The following is a 23,660-nucleotide window of genomic DNA, read 5'->3' on the forward strand; positions in this document are numbered from 1 at the left end:
ACCTAAATAAATATTATATGATTAGTGTGCTGCTTTAGCAACTCTTTCTTTCTCTTCAGCTTTCTGTAAAGCAAAGCTTCTTGAATCTTCTTCAGAAGCAAGGATTAATTCGTCAGCTAAACATTCAGCAACAGATTTTCTGTTTTTGAATGAAGATTGTAAAGTACCTCTGGTCAAGAAACCTAAGGATAAGTCAACTCTTCTTTGTGGAGAGATGTCGACTGCAACTTGGTACCCGATACCACCGTATTTGATACGGGTGGTTTCTTCACGAGGTGCAGTGTTTTCAACTGCAGTAACTAAAACTTGAACTGGATTCTTTTTAGTTCTTTTGTTAATGATTTCTAAAGCATCTTTCACGATGTTGTAAGCTTTGTTCTTCTTACCTGAGTTGAGATGGGTTCTCATGATTTTGTTCATTAATCTTTCAACAATTGATACTTTAGATTTTGCGAATTGTCTTTTTACATGTCTACCAGAAGTATGTGGAACTAAAGTTTCGTCTAAGCAGATATATTTGACTAAACCTAAGTCCTCAACTTTTACTTCATCGAGATCCCATTTACCGAATAATTTACTCATAAATATAACTCCTTATCTTACAGGTTTTTCTATTTTTCCACTTACCATTTCTGATAAAGCTACGTTATTAACTTTGGAAACTTTCCAACGAACCCCAGGAATGTCCCCCATGGATCTTCCGGATGGTCCACCGATTCCTTCAATCATCACTTCATCGTGTTCATCGATAAATCCAATAGCTCCGTCACCTGGTGCGAAAGCAGTTAATTGTTTACCGTTTTTAATCAATTGAACACGTACACATTTACGAATAGCAGAGTTAGGTTGTTTTGCTTCTATCCCTACTTTTTCGATTACAATTCCTCTTGCTTGAGGAGCCCCTTCGAGAGGGTCAGCTTTAACGTCTAATCTTAAAGCTCTTCTTTTGTAATCTACATCTTTCCACTTAAAATTTTGTCTATTTTTTTTAAGTTTTTTTGCAGCAAAAAGTCCTGGCATATTTTATTCCTCGAATTTTTTGTTAAAAGCATATCTAAGAATCCACCGCTGCGATTTATACTATAAACTAATAGTACAATCTAAATTCTAAGATATAAATCAGTATAAATAATAATTAGATAAACTGAGTTATCTAAAAGAAGATATCTTGAAATGAAATTAAAAACAGTGACAAAAAGCACACATAGTCACGTTATAAAAAAGTACAGATATCTTATGGTAATTTATATAGTTACCCCTTTATAAAGGTATTCATTTTTGGCATGAAAATAAAATAAAAAAAGTTTTTTAAAAAAAACAAATGAAAAAATAATAATAATTAAAATAGCTCGAAAGCTATTTTAAAATAATATTATCAATATTATGCTGTCTATCTACTAATAATTTAGCCCTTTCAATATTGATTCCGTTTTTACCGATAGCAATACGTTTGTTGGTATTGTCTGCTGTAACAATAGCTATTTTCTCGCCTGATTGCTTTTGAGAAATCTTAACAGATTGTAGCTTTGCAGGAGATAAGCAATTCTTGATGAATTGGATAGGATCATCATCCAATTCCACAATTTCAATACCTTTATCAACTGCCCTTTGAACTTTAGATACGGAACTTCCACCTTTACCGATAGCGAGTCCCATGTCACCGTTCTTGACAACAAAGGTGACTTTTCCATGTTCATCATCGATAATGCAATCCTTTACCATTGCTCCAGTCATGTTTTCGAAAAGAGCTATGAATCTTATTTCATTTGCACTAAATTTAATAGACACTTAAATCTACCTCAAATCGTCTAATATTGTAGAATCTCCTGGATCGTTTACGATTAATGTAGCAACAGTGAAAGGTTTACCACAAACAGAACCCAAATCTACACTACTTCCATCATATACAATGAATGGAATTTCAGAGAGATTTGCATAATATTCAACATCTTCAAGAATTTCTTTAGGAGCGTTTTCAGCAACAACTGCAAGTTGTCCTTTTCCTAATTTTAAAGATTGAATTGATTTTTCAGAGCCTAATGTCACATCACCAGTGTCAACAGCAACCCTGATTCCTCTATCTACGTCCATCATCTAGCCTCCTATTCTTTTTTATAATCCATTTTGACACCGACTGATCCGGTACCAAGAGGTATTGGTTGTCCAATAATAATATTTTCGATGATACCTGTTAAATCATCCACTTCTCCGCGAATACTTGCGTTGAGTAAATGTTTACCGGTTTCTTCAAAAGCTGCACGAGCTAATACACTTGATTTTTCACCACTGATACCATGTCTTCCGATTGATTTAACATGACCTTCGGAAGTCATGATGTCTGCAACTAACATGATATGTCTTACGTCTACACTAAGACCTTGTTCAGAAAGGGTCTTTTGAGCCTCGTCAATGATTGACTGACGAGCTGCTTCAATACCTAAAACTTCTCCGATTTCATGAATGTTGTTAGTTGTGGTTCTTACATGGTCGATACCATCCATGTCAAGGATTTCCTTGAGGTTTGATCCTTCAGTGTGGATAACCCATTCCTTGTCATCCTTACGGATAATAACCTTACCGATGTTTTTGATCCCACTTATTTGCAAGTCACGAACCTTGTCTGCTAAGAGACGGAGTTCACGAATTTCAAATTTGGATCCATCCTTGTCTGATTTTTGAGAGGAGATTGTAATCTCATCGCCATTGATGTCAGCTTTCTTGAAAGCCTTTTCGATAGCGGCATTGATTTCATCCCTGTCAAGTCTCTTTTCATCAATTTTTTTAGCATCCAATGTGGCAGTGACTTCCATTGTACCGTAGTTTAAGTTGAATTCCTTAAGGATATCGTTTACGGTACTCTTACCGATTTGGTTAGCCAATGTTCTAACAAATTCTTCATCGTTACGTCTTTCTTCATCAAAATAAATATCCATGGTTGGAGTAGCAATGTCTTTTCTTGCGTCAACGATCTCAATAAGTCTTGGAAGACCTAATGTTACGTTTAACTCAGTTACCCCTGCATAGTGAAAAGTACGCATGGTCATCTGTGTACCTGGTTCACCTACAGATTGTGCAGCTACTGTTCCAACAGCCTCGCCAGCTTCAACGTGAGCTCGGTCATAGGCCTGTTTGAGTTTCCTGATAAGCTTTTGCAATTCATCATCGGTCAAATCATTTTTGACATAAGCCTTTGATAAATCATCGATATAACTATCTGGAAAATCGATACCGAGATTTTCATCATCATTGAGTTGAGCAATAGTTTCTTTTACTTTAATTTCAATATCTTCCATAGTTACACCTACTTACCTTCCATTCTTATCTCATCAATAAGTTTGTTTAAGTCTGCCGGTTTACCGAAGTCAGATTTTGCAGGGTCTACCCCATCTTCTCCAAACATAGTTTGGATAACATTACCTTGGTTATCAGTAACAAGTCCGGATGGTTTAACTTGTAAATCTTGCAATGCGTTTACGAGTCTTCTTTGCATGTAACCGGATTGTGCGGTACGAATCGCTGTATCTACAAGACCTTCTCTTCCTCCCATAGCGTGGAAGAAGAACTCAATTGGGTCAAGACCTGACTTGTAACTTGAGTGTACAAATCCTTTAGCCTTTGCCCCTAACTCACCTTTCTTGAAGTGAGGCAAGGTACGGTTCAAGTATCCCCTTTCGATACGTCCACCCCTAACCGCTTGTTGTCCTACACAAGCAGTAATCTGAGTAAGGTTCAACATGGATGCCCTAGCACCAGTACGTGCCATTACTACAGAGTGGTTTTCAACCGCCATCACATGGTCGTATGGGTCATCATCTGACTGTTTACCCATTGTGAGGTAGTTTTCAGCAATACTACCGGACATGTCCCTAGCTTCCCCAAGCACTTGCATGATTTTCATCTCTAAAGTCTCTTCAAGACTTCTACCTGGTAAAGCTTGGAGATATCCTTCCTCGTAAGCTTCTACAAGTTTATCTACTTCATCCATCTTTTTATCCAAGTGCTCATTAATACGGTCTTGAGCTTCTTCAGGAATTTCCTCATCATTTAAGGAAGTTGTAATTCCTGTTTTCATGATTCCACAGATTGCAAGGTCAGTGGAACGGTCTAAGAATTCTTTTGCTCTTCCAGGACCATATTCCTTAACAATTTTATCCAAGATTTTTCCTGAAAATGATCCGTAAGCGGATTCATCGATTACACCTTGCACAAGAATACCGTCTTTAATGACGACAGTAGCGTCCTCAATAGGGAATACCGCAGGACATTTGGAAATCTCAGCACTGTAGGATAAGTTCAAGTCATTAGGTAATAATAAAGAGAACAGTTCTTTACCAGTCCACATTTCTCCTTGTTCCTTGAATATGTATGATTCTTCGCCGAATTCAGGGTCATCTTTCAATACCCATTGTCCGCTTTTCAAGGTTGGGAGTTTCAAGTGGGATTTTCTGATAATCTGTAAAGCTTGTTCTTCTGTGAATTCAACACCGTCACGGGTTAAGAGGTATGCTCCACTAATGTGGTCGTGAATAGCACCGATAATAGGTCCTCCGAACCTTGGAGATAAGATGTGTTCCTGTACACGCATCAATGATTTTGCTTCTGCACGGGATTCATCGGTCTGGAACACGTGCATGTTCATTTCGTCTCCGTCAAAGTCCGCGTTGTATGGAGGACATACACAGAGGTTTAACCTGAAGGTCTTGTAAGGCAATACCCTTACCTCGTGTGCCATCATACTCATTCTGTGAAGGGAAGGCTGACGGTTGAATAAAACCATGTCTCCGTCTTTCAAGTGTCTTTCAATGATGAAACCAGGTTCTAATTGTTCTAAGATCAATTCCTTGGTTTCTTCATTACGTACCCTGATTTTTCTTCCGTCGTTTCTGATTACATAGTTTGCACCAGGGTGTACGTCAGGACCGTTCTTGATGTATTTAATCATTTCGTCCATATTCCATTCATTAACGTATACTGGTACGGTAACTTCTTTTGCAATCATTTCAGGTACACCGACCTCGTTGATTGAAATGTTTGGGTCAGGTGAGATTACTGTACGTGCAGAGAAGTTTACACGTTTACCGGATAAGTTGGAACGGAAACGTCCTTCTTTACCTTTTAACCTTTGGGTTAAGGTTTTAAGTGGTCTTCCTGACCTGTGTCTTGCAGGTGGAACACCGCTTGCTTCATTATCAAAGTAAGTTGTAACGTGATATTGTAATAATTCCCATAAGTCCTCAACGATTAATTGTGGAGCTCCTGCTTCCATGTTTTCAAGTAAACGTTGGTTGATACGTAGGATATCAACTAGCTTGTGAGTTAAGTCATCTTCTGATCTTTCCCCTGTATCCAATGTGATTGAAGGTCTTACAGTTACCGGAGGCACTGGTAAAACGGTCAATACTAACCATTCAGGTCTTGCTACTTCAGGGTTAACACCTAAGATGAATGCATCCTCATCACTGATTCTTTCAAGTCTTTCACGCACTTCAGAAGCGGTTAACTTGTAATCGCCTTGGCGGATTGTAACCGGTTTGTCCAAGATGATTGCTTCTTGAGGTGCACCACAGTGAGGGCAGCAATGTTTAGGGTCAACTTCCTCATCATCTTCAGGCAAGTTTTTGGTTTCGATTTTAGCAATCCTGTAAACCTCTTTGAGGATGTTGTTTAAGCTTTCCCTGTTGTCCATTGCTTCATGGATTTTCTGGGAGAATTCCTCGATTTGGTCATTGCTTAAAAGAACACGACCACATTCATTACAGGTGGAACGTAATATTTTGTGGATTACATCACCAAAACCGATGTGGATAACTGGTCTTGCAAGTTCAATACTACCGAAGTGTCCTTGACAATCCCCTCCTCTGAAACCGCAAGTTCTGCAAACTAAACTTGGGTCGATAACACCTAAACGAGGATCCATCAAACCTTTTTCAATAGGGAACCCGTCATCCTCATAGGTATCTGGAGTTTCAACAGTAACAACAGACATGTCACGGATATTTTCAGGAGACATTAGTCCAAAGTTGATTTTTTCTATCTTTTTTATAAATCCTGTCATGTATTGGCTCCTTTATAACTGTAATTATGCTTTGTCTCCTAATTTTAATTTAGGGAAAATACATAAACTCTTAAGTTCGTCTAACAATAATTTGAATGCGTATGAAATTTCAACTGGGTATGTTTCCACATCTCCACAGATTGGACAGTATTTCTTGTTCCTGTTCTTGTCGAATACTGCTAACATTCCACAGTTTTCACAAACAATAGCTTCATACTTATCTGATTCGTCAAGAAGTCTTTCTTTTAAGGTTAATGCTGCACCGTGTGCAATGAGACAGTCTCTTTCCATTTCTCCAAACCTTAAACCACCTTCACGTGCCCTACCTTCTGTAGGTTGACGTGTAAGAACTTGCACTGGACCTCTTGAACGTGCGTAAACCTTATCGGTTGTCATGTGATGTAATTTTTGGTAGTATGCTACACCGACGAAGATTTCTGCATCGATTCTTTCACCGGTTACACCACTGTATAATGATTCACATCCTGCGGATTCAAATCCGTTGTCAATGAGTTGCTGTTTGATTTCATCCTCAAGTGTCTGGTTGAATGGAGTTGCGTCAACACGTTCTCCTTCAAGACAACCTGCCTTACCAGCAACCATTTCCAATACCTGTCCGATGGACATCCTGGATGGAATCGCGTGAGGGTTAACAATTAAATCAGGCACAACACCAAATTCTGTGAACGGTACGTCTTCAGGGGATAAAATTAAACCGACAACCCCTTTCTGACCGTGTCTTGATGCGAACTTGTCACCAAATTCAGGTTGCCTTGTATCCCTTACTCTGATTTTAGCTAATCTTGAACCTTCAACGGTTTCAGATAACAATACTGCATCAACAATACCTTTTTCACCGTGTCTTACAGTTACGGAAGTTTCTCTTCTTCTGTCTGAAACGCTGGATTCGAAGTTTTCTTCAAGGAATCTTGGAGGTGAAGTCTTACCGATTAATACGTCACCTGATTCAACATAGGATTCAGGGTTAACTACTCCGTCCTCATCCAAGTTTCTGTAAGCTTCTTCAGATCTGTATCCCTTGATGTTTTTGTCAGGCACTTCAAATTTATCTACCTGACCACCTGCGTACCTTTTCTCGGAGGTGTCATATGCTCTGAAGAATGAAGACCTTGCCAAACCTCTTTCAAGGGAACCCTTGTTGATTACCATTGCGTCTTCCATGTTATATCCTTCATAGGACATCAATGCAACAACAAAGTTCTGACCGGATGGCCTTAAGTCATAATTGGTTGAGTCGATAATACGTGTTTTAACAATAGGAGTTTGAGGGTGATGCAATAAGTGTGCTCTTGTATCGGTACGTAATGCATAGTTTGATACATATAATCCTAAAGCCTGTTTTGTCATACCTGCTTCCATGGTGTTCCTTGGAGAGGAATTGTGGTCTGAGAATGGAATAATACCTGCACAGATACCGAGCATAGTAGCAGGGTCGATTTCCAAGTGAGTGTGCTCATCGTTTTCAGGACTTAAGTCAGCCAAGGTCATTGCAATGTAGGAGTTTTCCTCTTCCTCAGCATCCAAATACTCGATGAGTCCGTTGTTGATTAAGTCATCCCATTTGAGTTTTCCGTTTGCCACTTTGTTCATGTGTTCCTGTTTTAAGAGAGGTTCACCATTTTCAACAATAATCAATGGTCTTCTTGCTCTTCCAGGGTCATTGAAGATGTAAATCTCATTATTATCCTCATAGTAGGTAATGTTCATTTCGTGAGAGATTTCCCCATTTCTTCTTTTTTGCCTCATTTCCTGAGTGAAGTTAACAGGGTCTTCACAATAACCTAAAAGTTCACCGTTGATGTAAATCTTGGTTTTGTTGGATTTAGGTTCGAATGAAATTGGAGCAACTTCAATTTCAGCAGGCTCATCGTCGACGTCCGGCTCGATTTCACCTTCATCATCTTCAACAGCTTCAATGGCATCTTCCTCTTCAGCCACTTCAATCTCACCAGCATCCTCAATGGATTCTTCTTCAACATCATCTTCAACAGGTTCAATTGCTTCTTCTTCAACAGATTCAATTTCGTCTGCATCTTCAATGGATTCCTCTTCAACATCAACAACTGGTTCTAATTCAGTGTCAAAGATGTCTTCTGGGAAATCATCAGTATATTTCTCCCAACTTTTCCTTGGCTCATCCTTGGAGAAAGCCACAGGGAATTCAGTGTCTGCCACTCTTTTCTCATTTTCGAAATATTCAGCGATTTCATCTGCATATTCTGAAACTTTAATGACAACAGCTTCATCAGCAGGGATTCCTTTCAAATGATTAATTCTTTCTTCAATTTCCTCAAAAGGAACTACTTCATTAATACCAAAATAATGATAAGCTCTTTTTAACTTTGCATTAATCCTTTTAGCCAAACATCTCACCTCCTTTGAATTAAGTCTACATCCATGTTTTCAATAACATCAATGATTTCCTGTTCATCTGAACCTTCTGAAATATTACATAATAAAGCTAAGTTCTTTACCAAACCACAGTTTGGACCTTCTGGGGTTTCGTTTGGACAGATCTTACCAAATTGAGTTGGGTGCAAATCTCTTGCTTCAAAGTGAGGTTGGCTTCTTGTCAATGGAGAAACAACACGTCTCAAGTGAGAAAGTGTACCCATGTAACTGGTTCTGTCTAACAATTGGCTTACACCAGCTCTTCCACCTACCCAGTTTCCTGTAGCGATTGCGTGCTTGATGTTTTCAGTCAATACATCACTACGTACAGCCTGTTTGATGGAAAGTTCCTTACCACGTGAAAGGCTTCTTTCAAGTTGGTAGCTCATGTCTCTGGTTAAGTTTGTGAAAGCAACTCTGAAAAGGTCTTCCATTAAATCTCCAGATACTCTGAGTCTTTTGTTGGTGTAGTGGTCCTTATCGTGAGGTTCTCTTTTCTGTTCAATTACTTCTAACAACATTTCAGTCATTTCAGCCAAGTAGATTGCCTTATCATAGCATCTGTCTTCTTCAGTACCCATATGAGGTAATAAATAACGGTTAATGACGTCTTTAGCACGTCTTAAACGATAATCTTTAGGCATGTTTTTAGCTACTCTGTTACCGATGTACTTAATAGCAGCTAACTGTAAATATTCTCTTCTTTCATCTAAAGTCATTCCATCCATTTCAGTTTGGTCTAACTTCAAGGATTCGGAAGAGACTTGTAAATCGTCTGCGACCATCATTTGGAAGTTATTGTCATCTGAAATTGCAGTAATGATTTCTTGATCAGTACATAATCCAAGAGCTCTCAATAAGATAACTAATGGAATTTCCCCTGGGAGGTATGGGAATGAAATTCTTAAGAACACACCATTTTTACGAGGTTTTTTGTATTCTAAAGTAATTCTAGCTCTGAAACCACTTTTGATAGAGGTTACAACAGCTTTTGCATGTCTGTCCTCAGGTTCATCAATACGTTCAAGAATAATTTTGTTTGGAGCAATTTCTTCCATTGTAACAACAGCTCTTTCAGAACCGTTGACGATGAAATATCCTCCTAAATCTTGAGGGTCTTCATGTTTTTCAATTAATTCTTCTGCAGAAAGACCGTTGAGATGGCAAATGTCGGATTTGAGCATAACTGGTAATTCACCAATGTATACTTCTTCCAATTCATTTTCTTCTCCGTCTTCATTTAAGGCCATTTCTAGATACATGTCTGCGGAATAATTCAAATTTCTAAGTCTTGCTTCAGTAGGATCAATTTCACTACGGGAACCGTCAGCCTCTTTATTTGAAGGTTTTTCAATACGTACTTTACCGGTTTTTAAAGTGTATTTACCATCATCTAAAGTAATAGGCTCGGTAATATCAATGATATTCTGAATCCTATTATTCACAAAATCATTGTATGACTTGATATGGTGATCCACTAAATCATATTTGTCAAAAAATGCATCAACTAATTTCCAATTATTCTCTGTCATGGATATCCTCCAGCATTACGTAACGCAATAAAAATAATTAACTAAATAAAAATAAATAATAGGTTTAACCCTAAACTTAACTAATTCATTTAATCATTATTCTTAATTTACTCCTAACTATCCTCTTAAAGATAATTCCTCTCAAACTAAGTTCAATTTATTATAATGAATTTCTTAAAAAACAAAAAAATACAGAAATTATACTATATTAAACTTCACAAATCTAAAATTATATTAAACTATTAATCTTCTACAATCCTGTAAGTTACAAATACTCCTGCAGTTTGACTTTCACGAGTAATTCTTAAGATATTTCCAGGTTCTGCACCTATAGCTTTTGCAACTGGATCTTTAGATTTTATTTTAGGAAGGTCCTTAATATCATAATCCACATCACTAAATTCATCAGAAATCTCTTCTTCAGTCATGATTTCATGCTTTGGTACGAGCATATGGTCTTGAATATCAATTTTCAAATTTTTTCCTCCAGATAGAAAAGTTAAAATATAAAATTAGAAACAGGCCTGACGGGAATTGAACCCGCGGCCGCCTGGTTAAAAGCCAGGCGCTCTGCCAGACTGAGCTACAGGCCTATACGATATACATACTATCTAAGTAGTGAGCGCCCTGGCCGGGATTTGAACCCGAGTCGCGGGCTCGACAGGCCCACATGATAGCCCCTACACCACCAGGGCATACGACCTAAATAGTAATTATACACTACAAATTAATTATAAATTTTATCATATATAAAGGTTTTGTCAAATCATGATATTTTACAAAAATTTACATATGATTTCAAATAATTAAATTGAAATCCCGCCTGCCGGACTTGAACCAGCAACATTTGGATCTACAGTCCAACGCTCTGCCAAATTGAGCTAAGGCGGGAAAATGGGTCCGCCCGGATTTGAACCGGAGTCTCAGGCTCCCAAAGCCCAAAGGATCGACCAAGCTACCCTACGGACCCACATACAATATGCATGTAGATAACATACTAATAATACTATAAACTTACAAGTATATAAAGGTTACTATAATTTTACCATATCACTAAAAAATTTATATTAAATATAAATTTATAAGCCCCGGACGGGAATTGAACCCGCGACCACGAGATTACAAGTCTCGCGCTCTACCAGACTGAGCCACCGAGGCAAGTATGTTAATATTATAGAACAATATAAATTATATCTAAAGTCATTTAAATACTTTACGATAAAATCAATGAATTTTTAAATAAATATAAATAATAACAAATTTATATTAACAATCATGACAAATAGTGAAACCGCATTGTTAGGAAAGATTGAAAAGACACTAAAGGACATAAAAGAGAAAAACGCTTTAACCCACTGTATTACAAATTCAGTGACAATCAATGATTGTGCAAACGCTGTTCTTGCAATTGGTGGATCACCATTCATGGCAGAAGATGCAGAAGAACTTGAAGAAGTTGTTACAATAGCTGATGTGCTTGTTATCAACATTGGAAAGTTAAGCAAAAACCAAATCGAATCAATGCACATAAGTTCAAAAACAGCAAACAAAACCAACACACCAATCATCTTAGACCCTGTCGGAGTTGGAGTAACAGAACTAAGAAACAAGACAACAATGGATTTAATAAACAACTATGATATCGCAGCAATCAGGGGAAACATCACAGAAATCAAAGCAATTGCACAACTTGCAGGAGTGTTGGATGAAAGCAACACCGCAAAAGGCGTTGACGTTAACATTGATGACATTATCACAGAAGATAACTTAAAGGCAAATGGAGACTTAATCTGTGAACTTGCAGAAAAATTGGACACCACCATACTTGCCAGCGGACCAATAGACATATTAAGTGACGGAAAAACCACAATAGCAATTGACAACGGTGACGACATGATGCCACTCATCACAGGAAGCGGATGCATGTTAAGCTCAATCGTTGGAAGCTGCATCGGAGGATCAAACCCATTTGACGGAAGCCTTGTTGCAATTTTAGCAATGAATCTTGCTGGTGAAAAGGCAAGGGCAAAAGTGGATGAAAGAGATGAGGGCACTGGCTCATTCAGAGCATACTTAATTGATTATCTCTACAAAACAGACAGTGAAACATTAGTTAACGAAGCAAACATCAGGATATTATGAACAGCCTAGACTTATCCCTATATCTTGTCACAGACAATAGTGACAATGTGGAAAAATTCCTTGAAACAATTGAAGAGGGCATAAAAGGCGGAGTGAGCGTTGTCCAAATCAGAGAAAAGACAGCAGACACTCTTGACTTTTATAATTTAGCATTAAAAGTTAAAGAAATAACAACAAAATATAATGTTCCATTGATAATCAATGATAGGGTGGATGTTGCACTTGCAATTGACGCTGATGGAGTTCATGTTGGCCAATCAGACATGCCATGTGACGTTACCCGAAAATTGATTGGTAATGACAAGATTTTAGGTGTTTCCGCAGCAACTATCGAGGAAGCTCAAAAAGCTGAAATGGATGGTGCTGATTATATTGGAACAGGTGCTGTTTTCCCAACAGCTACAAAAGATGATGCTCCTAAAATTACAAAAAAAGATTTAAAAGAAGTTGTGGATTCCATTGACATTCCAGTTGTTGCAATTGGAGGAATTACACTCGATAATGCACATGAATTAAAGGACACTGGAATTGCAGGATTATCAGTTGTCAGTGCAATAATGAGTGCAGAGAATCCTAAAAAAGCTTCAGAAGAGCTATTAAATATTTTTAATAGCTAATCTTTACTATTTTTTAAAGCTTCAACAGCGGCCAATTTTTTACCAGCAAGCATGCTGATGCAAGCTCCACCACCACTGCTCAAGTGACTCATTTGATCTTCAAGACCTAAGCCTGCAGTAGCTGCAGCAATGTGTCCTCCACCAATGAGTGAGAATCCTTCTGATTTTGCGATTGCATTGATTAGGTCTTCTGTTCCCATTGCAAATTTAGGGTCTTCAAATACCCCTGCAGGACCGTTTGCAAATATTGCCTTGGCTTCTCTGATTTCCTTTGCATAATATGAGATTGTTTTTACTCCGATGTCGAAGATTGCTTCATTTGGAATTTCAGTGTAATCGATATCTACACGTTCTCCATCGATTTCACATGCAACATCAATAGGATATTTAACCTTATCTCCGAATCTGTCAATGAGTTCTTTTGCTTTTTCAACCATGTCCTCATAGCCACGGCTTGCAATGAAGTTTCTGTTTACTTCTCCTATGTCTGCACCTGATGCCCATAGGACAATGTTTCCAACGATACCTGTGGTCAGTATTGAATCTGCGGTTCCGTTGCTTAACACATTTTCCATCACGTCAATTGAGTCGTCAGGTTTCATTCCACCAAGAAGGAACACACATGGATGTTCAACGTTGTCAAGGGCATCTTGAATAACTGTCAATTCCTTTTCCATTACTCTTCCGGCAGCGGAAGGAGTGTTGACTGTAAAACCGACAAGGGATGCTTGAGATCTGTGTGCTGCTGCAAACGCATCATTGACATAATAATCAATCAATGGAGTCAATTGACTTACCAAATGTGTTTTTGACTGTTCAAGTGGACTTCTTGAAAGGGTTTCCTCAGAAAAGAACCTTACGTTTTCAAGCAAAAGTATTTCATGAGGCTTCAAATCTTTTATTGCCTCTTTTGCTGCATTAGAGAATATTGAGTCCATGTATTTGACTCTTAAATTTAAAATTTCAGATAATGCTTCCGCATGTTGTGACAATGTTGAAAAATCCTTTTTGCCGGGACGGCTTTGATGTGCTAAAAGAACAACTTTAGCTCCCTTGTTTGACAGCTCCTTGATTGTTTGTGCATGGAGTTTCAGTCTTGTATCATCCAAGATTATTCCAGACCCTGGATCAACTGGGGAGTTGACATCTATTCTTACAAGCACTGTCTTGTTTTCAACATCAAAATCATCAATTGTATTAAAATCCTTAGCCATTTTCTCACTCTACAATTTACTTACCAAATCAAGCAAGGCTTCCTTTGGACTTTCCGCCTTGATTATTCCTGATGCAAGCAATACCCCATCAGCACCAAGGTCCATAGCTGCCTTCATATCATCGCCTGTGGTGATTCCTGCACCACATAATACCTTAATGTTCTTGTTGATTGCCTTAACTTCCTTTACGGTGTCCTCAACAACTTCAGGCTGTGCTTGTGATACTGGTATTCCTGTACCGATGAGTTCTGGTGGTTCCACCGCAACTGCATCCGGTGCGAGTGTGGCTACTGCTTTTGAAGTGTCAATGTTGTTTGTGCATACGCAGGATTCTATTTCATTTTCCCTGCATAGCTTTACGACTTCATCAATGTCAGCCAGTTTCATCCTGTTTTCTGAATGGTTTATTAAAGATCCGCTGACTCCGGCCTCAATCAATGTGTTGATTAGGCTTGAGCCTGTGTGTCCTCCAGGAGATATCGGATCTATATGTTGAGCAAAAATAGGTATGGAGGCTTCTTCACTAATTCTATATATGTCTGCTGCTTGTGGAGCTGCAACCATCTTGATTCCAGACTCGCTGGCAGCACTTTCCAGGTCATGTGCAAGCTTTAAAGCGTTTGCACCACTTGATTCCAAATAAGTTTTATAGTTTAATATTACGATTGGAGTGTCCATAATAATCCCACTAATATCCTTTTAGTAATAATATTTATAGAACATCTTTAAATAAATTTTTGATTACTTATTCTTTTTTCAGACAGTTCGATATATTCCTTTTTAATGTCATATCCGATGTAGTGGCGATTGTTGTTCATTGCAGCTATGCATGTTGTTCCGCTGCCGCAGAAGGGGTCGAGGACAACATCTCCCTCATATGTATAAAGATTTATCAGTCTGTGTGGCAGTTCAACCGGAAACGGTGCAGGGTGACCTATTCTTTTGGCGTTGACTGCAGGAAATCTCCAGACACTTTGTGTCCATTGGATGAACTCGTCATGTCCGATTGTGTCCCTTTTCTCCTGAGCCTTATTTTTGGAATATGAATCCTTTGAGAATATGAGAATGTATTCATGATAGTCCCTAAGCACAGGGTTTGAGGCTGACATCCAGCTTCCCCATGCGCATGAGCCTCCTGCACTTGCGGATTTGTCCCATATGATTTCTCCTCTCATGAGAAATCCCAAATCAAGCATTATCTCTGTCACCATTGCATGAAGTGGGATGTATGGCTTTCTTCCGATGTTTGCAATGTTTATGCATGCCCTTCCACCAGTCACAAGTTTTTTATGGGTTTGGGAAAACACACTTGTCAGGAGCTCCAGGTATTCGTCAAGGGACAGGTCATCATCGTATTCCTTACCCACATTGTATGGGGGTGATGTGACCATTAGGTGGATACTGTTGTCGGGCACCTCATCCATTGCCTCGCTTGACTTGCAGTAGAGCCTGTCCAAGTCATTTTCATCGATTTTCTCTTCCAGGTAGTCGATTTTCTTGGGGAGTTTGAAATCTTCAAATAGCTTTGAACTGTAAAACTTCTTTGAACTGTGGGATTCCCTTACAACCGAACCGAATGATGTTGTCTGTGTTTTTCTTTGCAAATTATTACCTCTTTATGAGATTAATGAATTTCAATCCTTTTTCTTGATATGTTTTTTCCCGGTTGGCAATCTCTATAAGTTCACCCAACCTTTGGGGACTTTCCATCCCTGAGAAAAAATTCAAGTCCTGATTAAATAATTGGTTCAAACTCATATTTAATTCATCGATATTGTCCATTCTGAAAAACCCGTTTTTATGGCTTCTTTTTCGGGTGTTTCCATGATTGAGAGGAAATGGATTTAGCGACCAGAAGCCCTGGATGATGCCAGCATTCTTGAGATAATCCGCCTTTTTGCAAAAACCGTTTGACAATGGGGCATTGCCAAGGACTATCAATGGGATTTTGGATGAGTTGAAGCTTGAAACCCTTATGTCTATGCATTTGCCTATTGCTTTTAAAATCGAATCGGAACGGGTGAAGCTTGGCCTTCCCTGATGAGTCCTGTAATCTCCGATTTCACGAATTCTTAATGTTTCAGTATCATATTCCCAGTTCCAAACAAGAGACATCTTCACCTCAAATATCAGCTCGACCTCATCAGGCATCAGCACCTTCTTGTTCTTTCGGGCGATGACAATATCGGCTGGAGACTTTCTGGTTATTCCAATTGATGGAACCTGTGCCTGCTGGATCACGTATAAATCTTTATCATCAAGCATGTGGTTGAGAAGGTCGCTCACCCATTTTTCCGTGTAGTTTCCAATCAGCGAGTTTCTTGCCTGAAGCGTTGACTTTGCACCCGCATATCCCTTAGGCCAGTATGCCACATACCTCTCGTCATCCGTCCGGTAGAACAGCTGGCTGTATGATGCAAAATTTTTTGATTTTTCAAAGAATATCTTTTCCTGTGTTTTGCTCCATAATCTCATAGGTTTTAATATTAAACTTAAACATATAAATATATTATATTGGAAATAATATAAATTTGTTCAATCAAAAGCAATATTGATTTCAGTGTGTAAAAATTAAATACTATCACTGCTAAAAATAAGTGTGATTTCATGTCATTCAATAAAAACCAAATAGAAAAATTAGAGAAAAGTGGATATAGGTTTGTCGGAACACACGGCCATGCGGCAGTCAAGACATGTCATTGGACTCGTCAAAGCATTTCCGACAAGGGAGTCTGCTATAAGGAAAAGTTCTACGGCATCCAATCCCACAGATGTCTTCAAATGTCTCCTGCAGTTCCGAACTGCCAACAGGAATGTGAATTCTGCTGGAGAGACCTGACATACACCCAGACCAGCTGGGAGGATGAGGAGTATGATGACCCTAAAACCATAGTGGACGAAGCCATTAAAGCTCAAAACAACCTATTATGCGGTTTTTATGGAAACAGCAATGCCAACAAGAAAAAATTGGAGGAAATGACAAATCCAAACAATGCGGCAATCTCACTTGCAGGCGAACCGACACTCTATCCTAAAATCGATGAGCTGATTGGTGAGTTCAACAGGCGTGACTTCACCACTTTCGTTGTCAGCAACGGCCAGTGCGTGGACAGATTGCGCAACCTTGAAAACGACCCTTACCAACTATACCTTTCCTTGGATGCACCATCAAGGAAAATATTCGAAGACGTTTGCAGACCAAGAATAAGTGATGCTTGGGAGAATTTAAACGAATCACTTGAAACACTTGCCAGCTTTAACTCACGCACATGCATACGAAACACCTGCGTTCGTGGAAAAAATATGGAAAACCCTGAAGAGTATGCAAAACTAATCAGAAAGGCAGACCCTGATTTCGTTGAAATCAAGGCATACATGTTCGTCGGATCATCAAGAAAAAGACTAACCCTAGACAATATGCCATCATTTGATGAGGTTAAAGAATTCGCCAGAAAAATCGGTGAGAATTGCGGTAAAGAAATAGTAAACGAATCTCAAGTAAGCCGTGTTGTCCTACTTGAGTAAACACATTAAAGGAATGTTATTTAAATCCATTGCGAGAATGGACTTAATTTCCTTTAAGAGATTTTTTTAAATAATGTGCAAAGAAATTATTTGCCTTCTGCTTTTAACTCTTCGCAAAGTTCAACAGCTTTTTTAGCAGCCTTTTCCATTGATGTTTCAAATGGAATTCCTGCTTCTTCAAGAAGTCTTTGACCTTCTTCCTCATTGGTACCGGTCAATCTGATAACAATGTGGACCTTGCGTTCAGCCTGTTCCAATGCCTTGATTACACCACGAGCAACATCATCAGCTTTAGTGATACCACCTAAAACGTTAAGGAAAACAACTTTAACAGGATCATAGTTGAGAACTATGTTTAATGCCTGGTTAATGATATGCTCTGATGCTCCACCACCGATATCAAGGAATGTTGCCGGTTCTCCACCGTTGAGCTTGATCATGTCCATAGCGGTAAGGGTCAAACCTGCACCGTTACCGATTACGGCAATGTCACCGTCCAATTGGACAAAGTCAACTGCTTTTTTCTTATAGTGCATTCTTTCGACAAGTTCCTGATGCCTGTATAGGGAATCGTTTTCGACAACCATCTTAGCGTCCGCAGCTATCAAACCGTCAGGAGTCAATACCAATGGGTTGATTTCTGCAGTGTCTGCGTCATATTTTGTAAATACATTGTATAGCTTCCAGATGATGTCTCCCATTGGGGAAATCAATTCTGAAGGCACTTCCATTTTACGTGCGATTTCACGTGCCTCGTATGGGAGGAACTCAAGCAAAGGATTTGGATAATATCTGATGATTTTTTCAGGATTGGTTTTAGCGAGGTTTTCGATTTCCACTCCACCTTCCTTACTTGCAAGGATTACAGGTCTTCTGGCACCTCTGTCTACTGAAACTGTTACGAAATACTCGTTTAAAATTTCAGCTTTCTCTTCAACCAACAAGTGTTTTACCTTTTCACCCTTAATTTCCATTCCTAAAATTTCTTCTGATACTTTTAAGGCTTCACCAGGGTTGTTTGCGAATTTTACACCACCTGCTTTACCTCTACCACCAGTTAAAACTTGAGCCTTGATAACTACTGGAATGTCCATTTCAGAACACACTGACATTGCCTCTTCAGGAGAGTATGCAACGTGACCTTCTAAAATTGGAATTCCTTCATCATTAAAAATTTGTTTTGCTACATTTTCAAAAAATCTCATAATAACACCCTTATTCAACTAAAGCGTATCCTGCCTCAAATGCCTTGATATTCTTTTCTTCAGTACCAGCAGGCACACTTGCTTCAATAGCTTTCATTGCTGATTCCTTGGATATCACTTTAGTAATTTTTGTAATTGCTCCAACCATTACAATGTTTGCTACAATCTTGAGTCCGATTTCATCGGTAGCAGTCTGGGTTGCTGGAGCCTCATAAACTTTAATATTGTGCTCTTCAATAAATTCACGAACATCTTCAACATCGGTTGTACCTGGATCTACGATTAGAGTTCCATTGTCCTTCAAGTCCACAATATACTTAATCAATGCCTCATTTGACATTGCAACCAATATATCTGGATTTTGGACTTTAGGATAATCGACTTCACCATCACTGATTACAACTTCACATTTGGATGCTCCTCCACGAGCTTCCGGACCGTAGGATTGGGTTTGGACAGCCTCCTTGTTATCAAAGAGACTTGCAGACTTACCTAAGATGATACCTGCAAGAATGATTCCTTGACCACCGAATCCACAAATTCTAATTTCAGTTCTCATATTATCCCTCTAAAACTCTGATTCATATGCGGAATTGATGACAGTCTTCTTGCCTGATTTTTCCACACTGATCTTATCAATATTTTCAGTAAATTCGTCTTTTGTGTAGTTTGCAAACTCACCGACAACGATCTTGCCTTCCAAGTCTTTTGCACTCATCCTGTCTGCAGCGGATTTGAATACAGTGTTTGCTTTCATCACTGCAGCCATTGCTGTAGGGGTTTTGAGCTTGTTTTTACGGCCATAATATGTTGGGCATTGGGTTGCAACTTCGATGAATGAAAAACCAGGGTTTTTCAATCCGTCCTTAATGGCTAACACGAGGTTTTCCATCTGTACGGTTGTCCATCTTGCGGAGTATGTTGCACCTGCTGCTGCAACAAGTTCAGCGAGTTTGAATGGAGTGTCCTGATTACCGTATGGTGCAGTTGTTCCGAAACTGCCTTTAGGAGAAGTTGGACTGATTTGACCACCAGTCATACCATAAATATTATTATTGATACAGATTACGGTTAAGTTGATGTTTCTTCTTGCTGCATGTATCAAGTGGTTACCACCAATTGATGCAGCGTCACCATCACCAGTGAAAACAACAACATCCAAATCTTTATTTGCGGTTTTCAAACCTGTTGCAAAGCTTAATGCTCTTCCGTGAGTTGTGTGAAGGGAATCGCATTTGAGATAACCTGGAATTCTTGATGAGCATCCGATTCCGGAAACCATTGCAATGTTGTCGAAATCCATTTCAGCCTTTTCCATTGCAACAAGGAATGCGTTGATGATTGCTCCGTTTCCACATCCAGGACAGAAAATATGAGGTAATCTATCTTCCCTTAAGTATGGGAGAAATCTGTTTTGCTTTTGTTGTGACATTTTAGTTACCTCCAATTCTTTCAATTTCTTCTAGTATCTCATCAGGAGTTGGCAGCAATCCGCCGATGACTCCCATCAAGTGAACGTTAGTGTCTCTTTTGAGCACACGGTCAACTTCATAGTACATTTGACCTAAATTCATTTCAACAACAATGACGTCCTTTGCGTTTTTTGTTGCCTCTTTCAATTGCTCGTCTGGGAAAGGCCATGGAGTGTCGATTTTAACATAGCCCACTTTTTGATTGTTTGCTCTTGCTTTCCTGACAGCTTCAATGGCTGACCTTACAGGAGCTCCATAAGATACGATTATGACATCTGCATCTTCACATTCTTCACTTCTAATTGAGCAGATCTTATCCCTGTTGTTAAGTACCTTATCGCAAATTCTTTGAACGAGCTTATCATGGGTTTCAGGATTGTTTGTATCCGGATATCCTCTTTCATCGTGGGTAAGTCCGGTTACGTGTATGTTGAATCCGTCACCGAATGCCGGCATTGGAGTTGTTCCGTTTTCAATGTTTTCAAACGGAAGGTAATCATCAGTTTTTTCAGGTCTTTTTCTTGGAACGATTTCAATGTCGTCTTCAACAACAATCTTTTCCCTCATGTGTCCTATGACCTCATCGGCCATAACGAAGACTGGACATCTGTACTCTTCAGCCAGGTTGAATGCCTTGATTGTGAAATCGAAAAATTCCTGAACGCTTGATGGGGATAAGGCTATCGGTTCGTAGTCTCCGTGTGATCCCCAACGTGCCTGCATCATATCACCTTGTGCGGCCATTGTAGGTTGAGCGGTTGACGGTGAACCTCTTTGAACATTTACTATGACGATTGGAGTTTCGCTCATGAACGCATAACCGATGTTTTCCTGCATCAATGAGATTCCAGGACCGGATGTTGCTGTCATTGATTTTGCTCCTCCCCAGGAAGCTCCAATGATGGCTCCGGCAGATGCGATTTCATCTTCCATCTGAACAAATGAACCTCCAACTTTAGGTAAATCACGAGCTAAAGTTTCTGCAACTTCAGTTGATGGAGTAATAGGGTATCCTGCAAAGAATCTACAACCTGCAGTTAATGCTCCTTTAGCGCATGCTTCATTTCCTTGAATAAAAAATTCTTCAGCCATTTTATACACCTACTTTTTCCCCTTTGTGAAATAAGGATTAAAATTCATCTCGTTGCCATCTTCCATCCACCAGTTTTCAGGCAAATCAACAGTTATTGCCTGGTCAGGACATGCAACTTCACAAGTACCGCATTTAGTACAGCGTTCTTCAAACTTGACGTACGGTAATTGAACTCCTTTCTTGTTGACATCAGGAGATATTGCATATACATTCTTGTAACACATGAATAGGCAAAGATGACATCCTTTACATAGTTCTTCATCAATAATAATCAATTTAAAATCTCCTCATAATTCTATGATAAATAAATCTAGAATGTATATTATTTATGTTAATAAACATTTAAATATCTTATGCGAAATCGTGACAAATTAAAAAATTTATTAAAAATTAAGGACAAAATAATGAACATGAGAAATTTGCAAACACCAATTAGCGATGATGATTTGGCAGGGTTGAGCGTTGGGGATAAAATCACAATAAGCGGAACCATCTACACCGGACGCGATGCCGCACTGCCACAACTGGTTGAGTTAATCGAAAGGGACGAGGTTCCCTTTGATTTGAACGGCACTGCAATAATGCATACTGCATTCAGCGATGCAGGGATTGCACCCACAACCAGCAGCAAGGTGGAAATCGAATCAACCATCGCTCCTTTAAGCGAATCCGGAGTAAAGGTTCATATCGGAAAGGGCATGCTTGGCGATGACACTTTAAACGCCTTGAATAACAACAATTCCATATTTGTAATTACTCCCCCGGTAGCTGCACTCCTTACAAGCAAGGTGCTTAAAAAGAAATGTGTCCTGTTTGAAAATGAAGGAATGGAAGCGATGTTCGAGCTTGAAGTTGACGAAATTCCAGGAATCATTGCAATAAAGGATGGGAAAAGAATCTAGAGTTTGATATCCCTGACGTATTTTGCAGGAACTCCAGCTACAATAGTGTTTTCCTTGACATCCCTTGTGACAACCGCACCGGCACCTACAATTGCGTTGTCACCTATGGTGACGCCAGGTGTTACTGTAACGTTGGAGCCGATCCAAACGTCATTACCTATTTTTATTGGTGAAGGTATCAGATTGCCTCTCTTTTCAGGATTTTCATTATGATTTAAAGTGGCTAGAACAACATTATGGCCGATAAGGACATTATCGCCAATGTATATTCCACCCTGGTCCTGGAACCTGCAGCCTGAGTTTATGAAAACGTTTTTTCCCAAGTGAATGTTTTTTCCAAAGTCTGTTGTAAATGGTGGAAAGACCCTGAAGTCCTCGCTGACCTCTTCGCCAATCAAGTCTGAAAAGAGTTGGTGAATCTCATCAAAATCATGATATTTATAATTTATTTCACAGGTGATTTTTTGCGCTTCCTGTGAATAGTAATTGCAGGCCATTGCAGCTTCTTCATCCATTTCCAATTCAATGCCCTGATTGAAAATCTTTAAAAGTTCATCTAATTCTAACATGAATAGATGTTAGTAAAAAATAGTATATTAAAATTATGTTACGTTAAAAAAAAGAGTTAAAAAGAGTTATTGGATAACTCTATTCTTCTGATTCTTCTTCGTCTTCGCTTTCTTCATTTTTTTCAAATGAATCTACGAAGTTGACTTTGGTGATTTCGTCAATGTTGTCCCAAATGTCTTTAGCGATTCTGAATCTTGCAAAGGTAATGTCCATGTAAGTTTGTTGGTCGAATTTGGACATTTCATCTAATTTGATGTTTGCAACACCGTCAACGATGTCGATTTCGGTTTTGTCGACATCCACGTTAGGATTGGAGTAGTGTAACTCAATCATACTTTTGATTTTTTCTTCTTCATCTGCAATGATTTCAGTGATTTCAACATCGTAGATTAAGTCTTTTCCTGCTAATTCGTGGTTGAAGTCAACTTTTACTCTTCCACCGTTTACGGTTAAGATTTTACCGGTTGCGCCTTCAGATTGGATTTTCATACCTGGGTAAGGAGTCATTCCTTGTTTTTTGAATTCTTTCATAGGGACTAATTGAATCATTTTAGGATCTCTTGGTCCGAATGCGTTATCGGAATCAACTTCAATGTGTTTGGTTTCTCCTTCTTCTAAACCAATGATTGCTTCTTCAATAGCAGGTAATAAGTGGTTTCCTCCTACAACGATTGGGATTGCTTTGTAGGTTTTGTTTTCTTCGAAAATTCCTGCTTCTTGTGCAACTTCATCATAAGTGGTGTCAAATACTTCATCAGTTTCTTTAATTTTACCAGTAAAATTTACTCTTACAAAATCTCCGTTATCTATAGCCATAAAAATTACGCTCCTTAATAATTTTGATTAAATAATTTGTTAATAAATATAACATTAATAATTTTAGTAACCATTACTTATTAAAGTTTTGTATATGTTAAATAT

General features: G+C 38.8%; 23 protein-coding genes, 5 tRNA genes and 1 pseudogene. 4 read left to right on the forward strand and 25 right to left on the reverse strand.

Annotated elements, in window-relative coordinates; translation table 11 throughout:
• Positions 1 to 21 precede the first annotated feature (21 nt).
• The 14 genes from E7Z78_RS07775 to E7Z78_RS07840 form a co-directional block, all read right to left on the reverse strand.
• Complete coding sequence (locus tag E7Z78_RS07775) at positions 22 to 582, reverse strand: 30S ribosomal protein S7 (protein ID WP_296783186.1); 561 nt, start codon at positions 580 to 582, stop codon at positions 22 to 24.
• Positions 583 to 594: 12 nt separating this feature from the next.
• Complete coding sequence (locus tag E7Z78_RS07780; protein ID WP_067044341.1) at positions 595 to 1,020, reverse strand: 30S ribosomal protein S12; 426 nt, start codon at positions 1,018 to 1,020, stop codon at positions 595 to 597.
• A 336-nt stretch (positions 1,021 to 1,356) separates the two neighbouring features.
• Positions 1,357 to 1,788: a NusA-like transcription termination signal-binding factor gene (locus tag E7Z78_RS07785; protein WP_303724593.1), complete on the reverse strand. Its 432-nt coding sequence runs from the start codon at positions 1,786 to 1,788 to the stop codon at positions 1,357 to 1,359.
• A gap of 6 nt (positions 1,789 to 1,794) precedes the next feature.
• The gene (locus tag E7Z78_RS07790) at positions 1,795 to 2,094 is read right to left on the reverse strand and encodes a 50S ribosomal protein L30e (RefSeq protein ID WP_303724594.1); all 300 of its coding nucleotides are present in this window, start codon (positions 2,092 to 2,094) and stop codon (positions 1,795 to 1,797) included.
• Positions 2,095 to 2,102: 8 nt separating this feature from the next.
• On the reverse strand, positions 2,103 to 3,293 hold the full coding sequence (gene rpoA2 / locus E7Z78_RS07795; protein ID WP_303724595.1) for a DNA-directed RNA polymerase subunit A'': 1,191 nt from the start codon (positions 3,291 to 3,293) through the stop codon (positions 2,103 to 2,105).
• 8 nt (positions 3,294 to 3,301) lie between these two features.
• On the reverse strand, positions 3,302 to 6,055 hold the full coding sequence (locus tag E7Z78_RS07800) for a DNA-directed RNA polymerase subunit A' (RefSeq protein ID WP_303724596.1): 2,754 nt from the start codon (positions 6,053 to 6,055) through the stop codon (positions 3,302 to 3,304).
• 24 nt (positions 6,056 to 6,079) lie between these two features.
• Positions 6,080 to 7,915 (reverse strand): DNA-directed RNA polymerase subunit B, encoded by a 1,836-nt coding sequence (gene rpoB / locus E7Z78_RS07805; protein ID WP_303724621.1) that lies wholly within the window; start codon positions 7,913 to 7,915, stop codon positions 6,080 to 6,082.
• A 530-nt stretch (positions 7,916 to 8,445) separates the two neighbouring features.
• On the reverse strand, positions 8,446 to 9,999 hold the full coding sequence (locus E7Z78_RS07810) for a DNA-directed RNA polymerase subunit B'' (protein ID WP_303724597.1): 1,554 nt from the start codon (positions 9,997 to 9,999) through the stop codon (positions 8,446 to 8,448).
• Between the two features lie 242 nt (positions 10,000 to 10,241).
• Positions 10,242 to 10,475: a DNA-directed RNA polymerase subunit H gene (locus tag E7Z78_RS07815; RefSeq protein ID WP_303724598.1), complete on the reverse strand. Its 234-nt coding sequence runs from the start codon at positions 10,473 to 10,475 to the stop codon at positions 10,242 to 10,244.
• Positions 10,476 to 10,518: 43 nt separating this feature from the next.
• Positions 10,519 to 10,592: transfer RNA gene (locus E7Z78_RS07820), tRNA-Lys, on the reverse strand.
• Between the two features lie 30 nt (positions 10,593 to 10,622).
• Positions 10,623 to 10,694, reverse strand: a tRNA-Asp gene (locus E7Z78_RS07825).
• Between the two features lie 122 nt (positions 10,695 to 10,816).
• Positions 10,817 to 10,890 (reverse strand) — tRNA-Tyr (locus tag E7Z78_RS07830).
• Positions 10,891 to 10,894: 4 nt separating this feature from the next.
• A tRNA-Pro gene (locus tag E7Z78_RS07835) sits at positions 10,895 to 10,969 on the reverse strand.
• Between the two features lie 114 nt (positions 10,970 to 11,083).
• Positions 11,084 to 11,157 (reverse strand) — tRNA-Thr (locus E7Z78_RS07840).
• Positions 11,158 to 11,274: 117 nt separating this feature from the next.
• Here E7Z78_RS07840 and thiM point away from each other — a divergent pair.
• Both thiM and thiE read left to right on the forward strand, forming a co-directional pair.
• Positions 11,275 to 12,141 carry a hydroxyethylthiazole kinase gene (thiM, locus tag E7Z78_RS07845; RefSeq protein ID WP_303724599.1) on the forward strand — a complete coding sequence of 289 codons (867 nt, stop codon included), beginning with the start codon at positions 11,275 to 11,277 and terminating at the stop codon, positions 12,139 to 12,141.
• The gene (gene thiE / locus E7Z78_RS07850; RefSeq protein WP_303724600.1) at positions 12,138 to 12,758 is read left to right on the forward strand and encodes a thiamine phosphate synthase; all 621 of its coding nucleotides are present in this window, start codon (positions 12,138 to 12,140) and stop codon (positions 12,756 to 12,758) included. The genes thiM and thiE overlap by 4 nt, the downstream gene beginning before the upstream one ends.
• Here the strand turns inward: thiE and E7Z78_RS07855 are convergent.
• Genes E7Z78_RS07855 through E7Z78_RS07870 form a run of 4 tightly spaced genes read right to left on the reverse strand, consistent with a single transcriptional unit; the run spans position 12,755 to position 16,447 of the window.
• A complete protein-coding gene (locus E7Z78_RS07855) occupies positions 12,755 to 13,972 on the reverse strand; it encodes a phosphoglycerate kinase (RefSeq protein ID WP_303724601.1) in 1,218 nt (405 codons plus the stop codon). The genes thiE and E7Z78_RS07855 overlap by 4 nt on opposite strands.
• 9 nt (positions 13,973 to 13,981) lie before the next feature.
• A complete protein-coding gene (gene tpiA, locus E7Z78_RS07860) occupies positions 13,982 to 14,650 on the reverse strand; it encodes a triose-phosphate isomerase (RefSeq protein ID WP_303724602.1) in 669 nt (222 codons plus the stop codon).
• 47 nt (positions 14,651 to 14,697) lie between these two features.
• Entirely contained in the window at positions 14,698 to 15,576 is an 879-nt protein-coding gene (locus E7Z78_RS07865; protein WP_303724603.1) for a site-specific DNA-methyltransferase, read from the reverse strand.
• 4 nt (positions 15,577 to 15,580) lie between these two features.
• Positions 15,581 to 16,447, reverse strand: a complete 867-nt coding sequence (locus tag E7Z78_RS07870) for a hypothetical protein (protein ID WP_303724604.1) — start codon at positions 16,445 to 16,447, stop codon at positions 15,581 to 15,583.
• A 132-nt stretch (positions 16,448 to 16,579) separates the two neighbouring features.
• Here E7Z78_RS07870 and twy1 point away from each other — a divergent pair, with 132 nt between their 5' ends.
• Positions 16,580 to 17,497, forward strand: coding sequence for a 4-demethylwyosine synthase TYW1 (gene twy1 / locus E7Z78_RS07875; RefSeq protein WP_303724605.1), 918 nt, complete (start codon positions 16,580 to 16,582; stop codon positions 17,495 to 17,497).
• An 86-nt stretch (positions 17,498 to 17,583) separates the two neighbouring features.
• Here the strand turns inward: twy1 and sucC are convergent, their stop codons facing one another.
• The 5 genes and pseudogenes from sucC to E7Z78_RS07900 form a co-directional block, all read right to left on the reverse strand.
• Positions 17,584 to 18,702 (reverse strand): ADP-forming succinate--CoA ligase subunit beta, encoded by a 1,119-nt coding sequence (gene sucC, locus E7Z78_RS07880; RefSeq protein WP_303724606.1) that lies wholly within the window; start codon positions 18,700 to 18,702, stop codon positions 17,584 to 17,586.
• Positions 18,703 to 18,712: 10 nt separating this feature from the next.
• Positions 18,713 to 19,261, reverse strand: coding sequence for a 2-oxoacid:ferredoxin oxidoreductase subunit gamma (locus E7Z78_RS07885; RefSeq protein ID WP_303724607.1), 549 nt, complete (start codon positions 19,259 to 19,261; stop codon positions 18,713 to 18,715).
• Between the two features lie 9 nt (positions 19,262 to 19,270).
• A complete protein-coding gene (locus E7Z78_RS07890; protein ID WP_303724608.1) occupies positions 19,271 to 20,134 on the reverse strand; it encodes a 2-oxoacid:ferredoxin oxidoreductase subunit beta in 864 nt (287 codons plus the stop codon).
• A gap of 1 nt (position 20,135) precedes the next feature.
• The gene (locus E7Z78_RS07895; RefSeq protein ID WP_303724609.1) at positions 20,136 to 21,266 is read right to left on the reverse strand and encodes a 2-oxoacid:acceptor oxidoreductase subunit alpha; all 1,131 of its coding nucleotides are present in this window, start codon (positions 21,264 to 21,266) and stop codon (positions 20,136 to 20,138) included.
• 84 nt (positions 21,267 to 21,350) lie between these two features.
• Positions 21,351 to 21,542 (reverse strand): annotated as a pseudogene (locus tag E7Z78_RS07900) (ferredoxin family protein); the annotation flags it as partial.
• 135 nt (positions 21,543 to 21,677) lie between these two features.
• Here E7Z78_RS07900 and E7Z78_RS07905 point away from each other — a divergent pair.
• Positions 21,678 to 22,169, forward strand: coding sequence for a fumarate hydratase C-terminal domain-containing protein (locus E7Z78_RS07905; RefSeq protein WP_303724611.1), 492 nt, complete (start codon positions 21,678 to 21,680; stop codon positions 22,167 to 22,169).
• Here E7Z78_RS07905 and E7Z78_RS07910 read toward each other — a convergent pair.
• The gene (locus E7Z78_RS07910; RefSeq protein ID WP_303724612.1) at positions 22,166 to 22,738 is read right to left on the reverse strand and encodes a sugar O-acetyltransferase; all 573 of its coding nucleotides are present in this window, start codon (positions 22,736 to 22,738) and stop codon (positions 22,166 to 22,168) included. The two genes, E7Z78_RS07905 and E7Z78_RS07910, sit on opposite strands and share 4 nt — an antisense overlap.
• A 79-nt stretch (positions 22,739 to 22,817) precedes the next feature.
• Positions 22,818 to 23,555: a peptidylprolyl isomerase gene (locus E7Z78_RS07915; protein WP_303724614.1), complete on the reverse strand. Its 738-nt coding sequence runs from the start codon at positions 23,553 to 23,555 to the stop codon at positions 22,818 to 22,820.
• Between the last annotated feature and the right edge of the window lie 105 nt (positions 23,556 to 23,660).

Source organism: Methanobrevibacter thaueri, from assembly GCF_015062915.1.
Classification (GTDB): Archaea; Methanobacteriota; Methanobacteria; order Methanobacteriales; family Methanobacteriaceae; genus Methanocatella; species Methanocatella thaueri_B.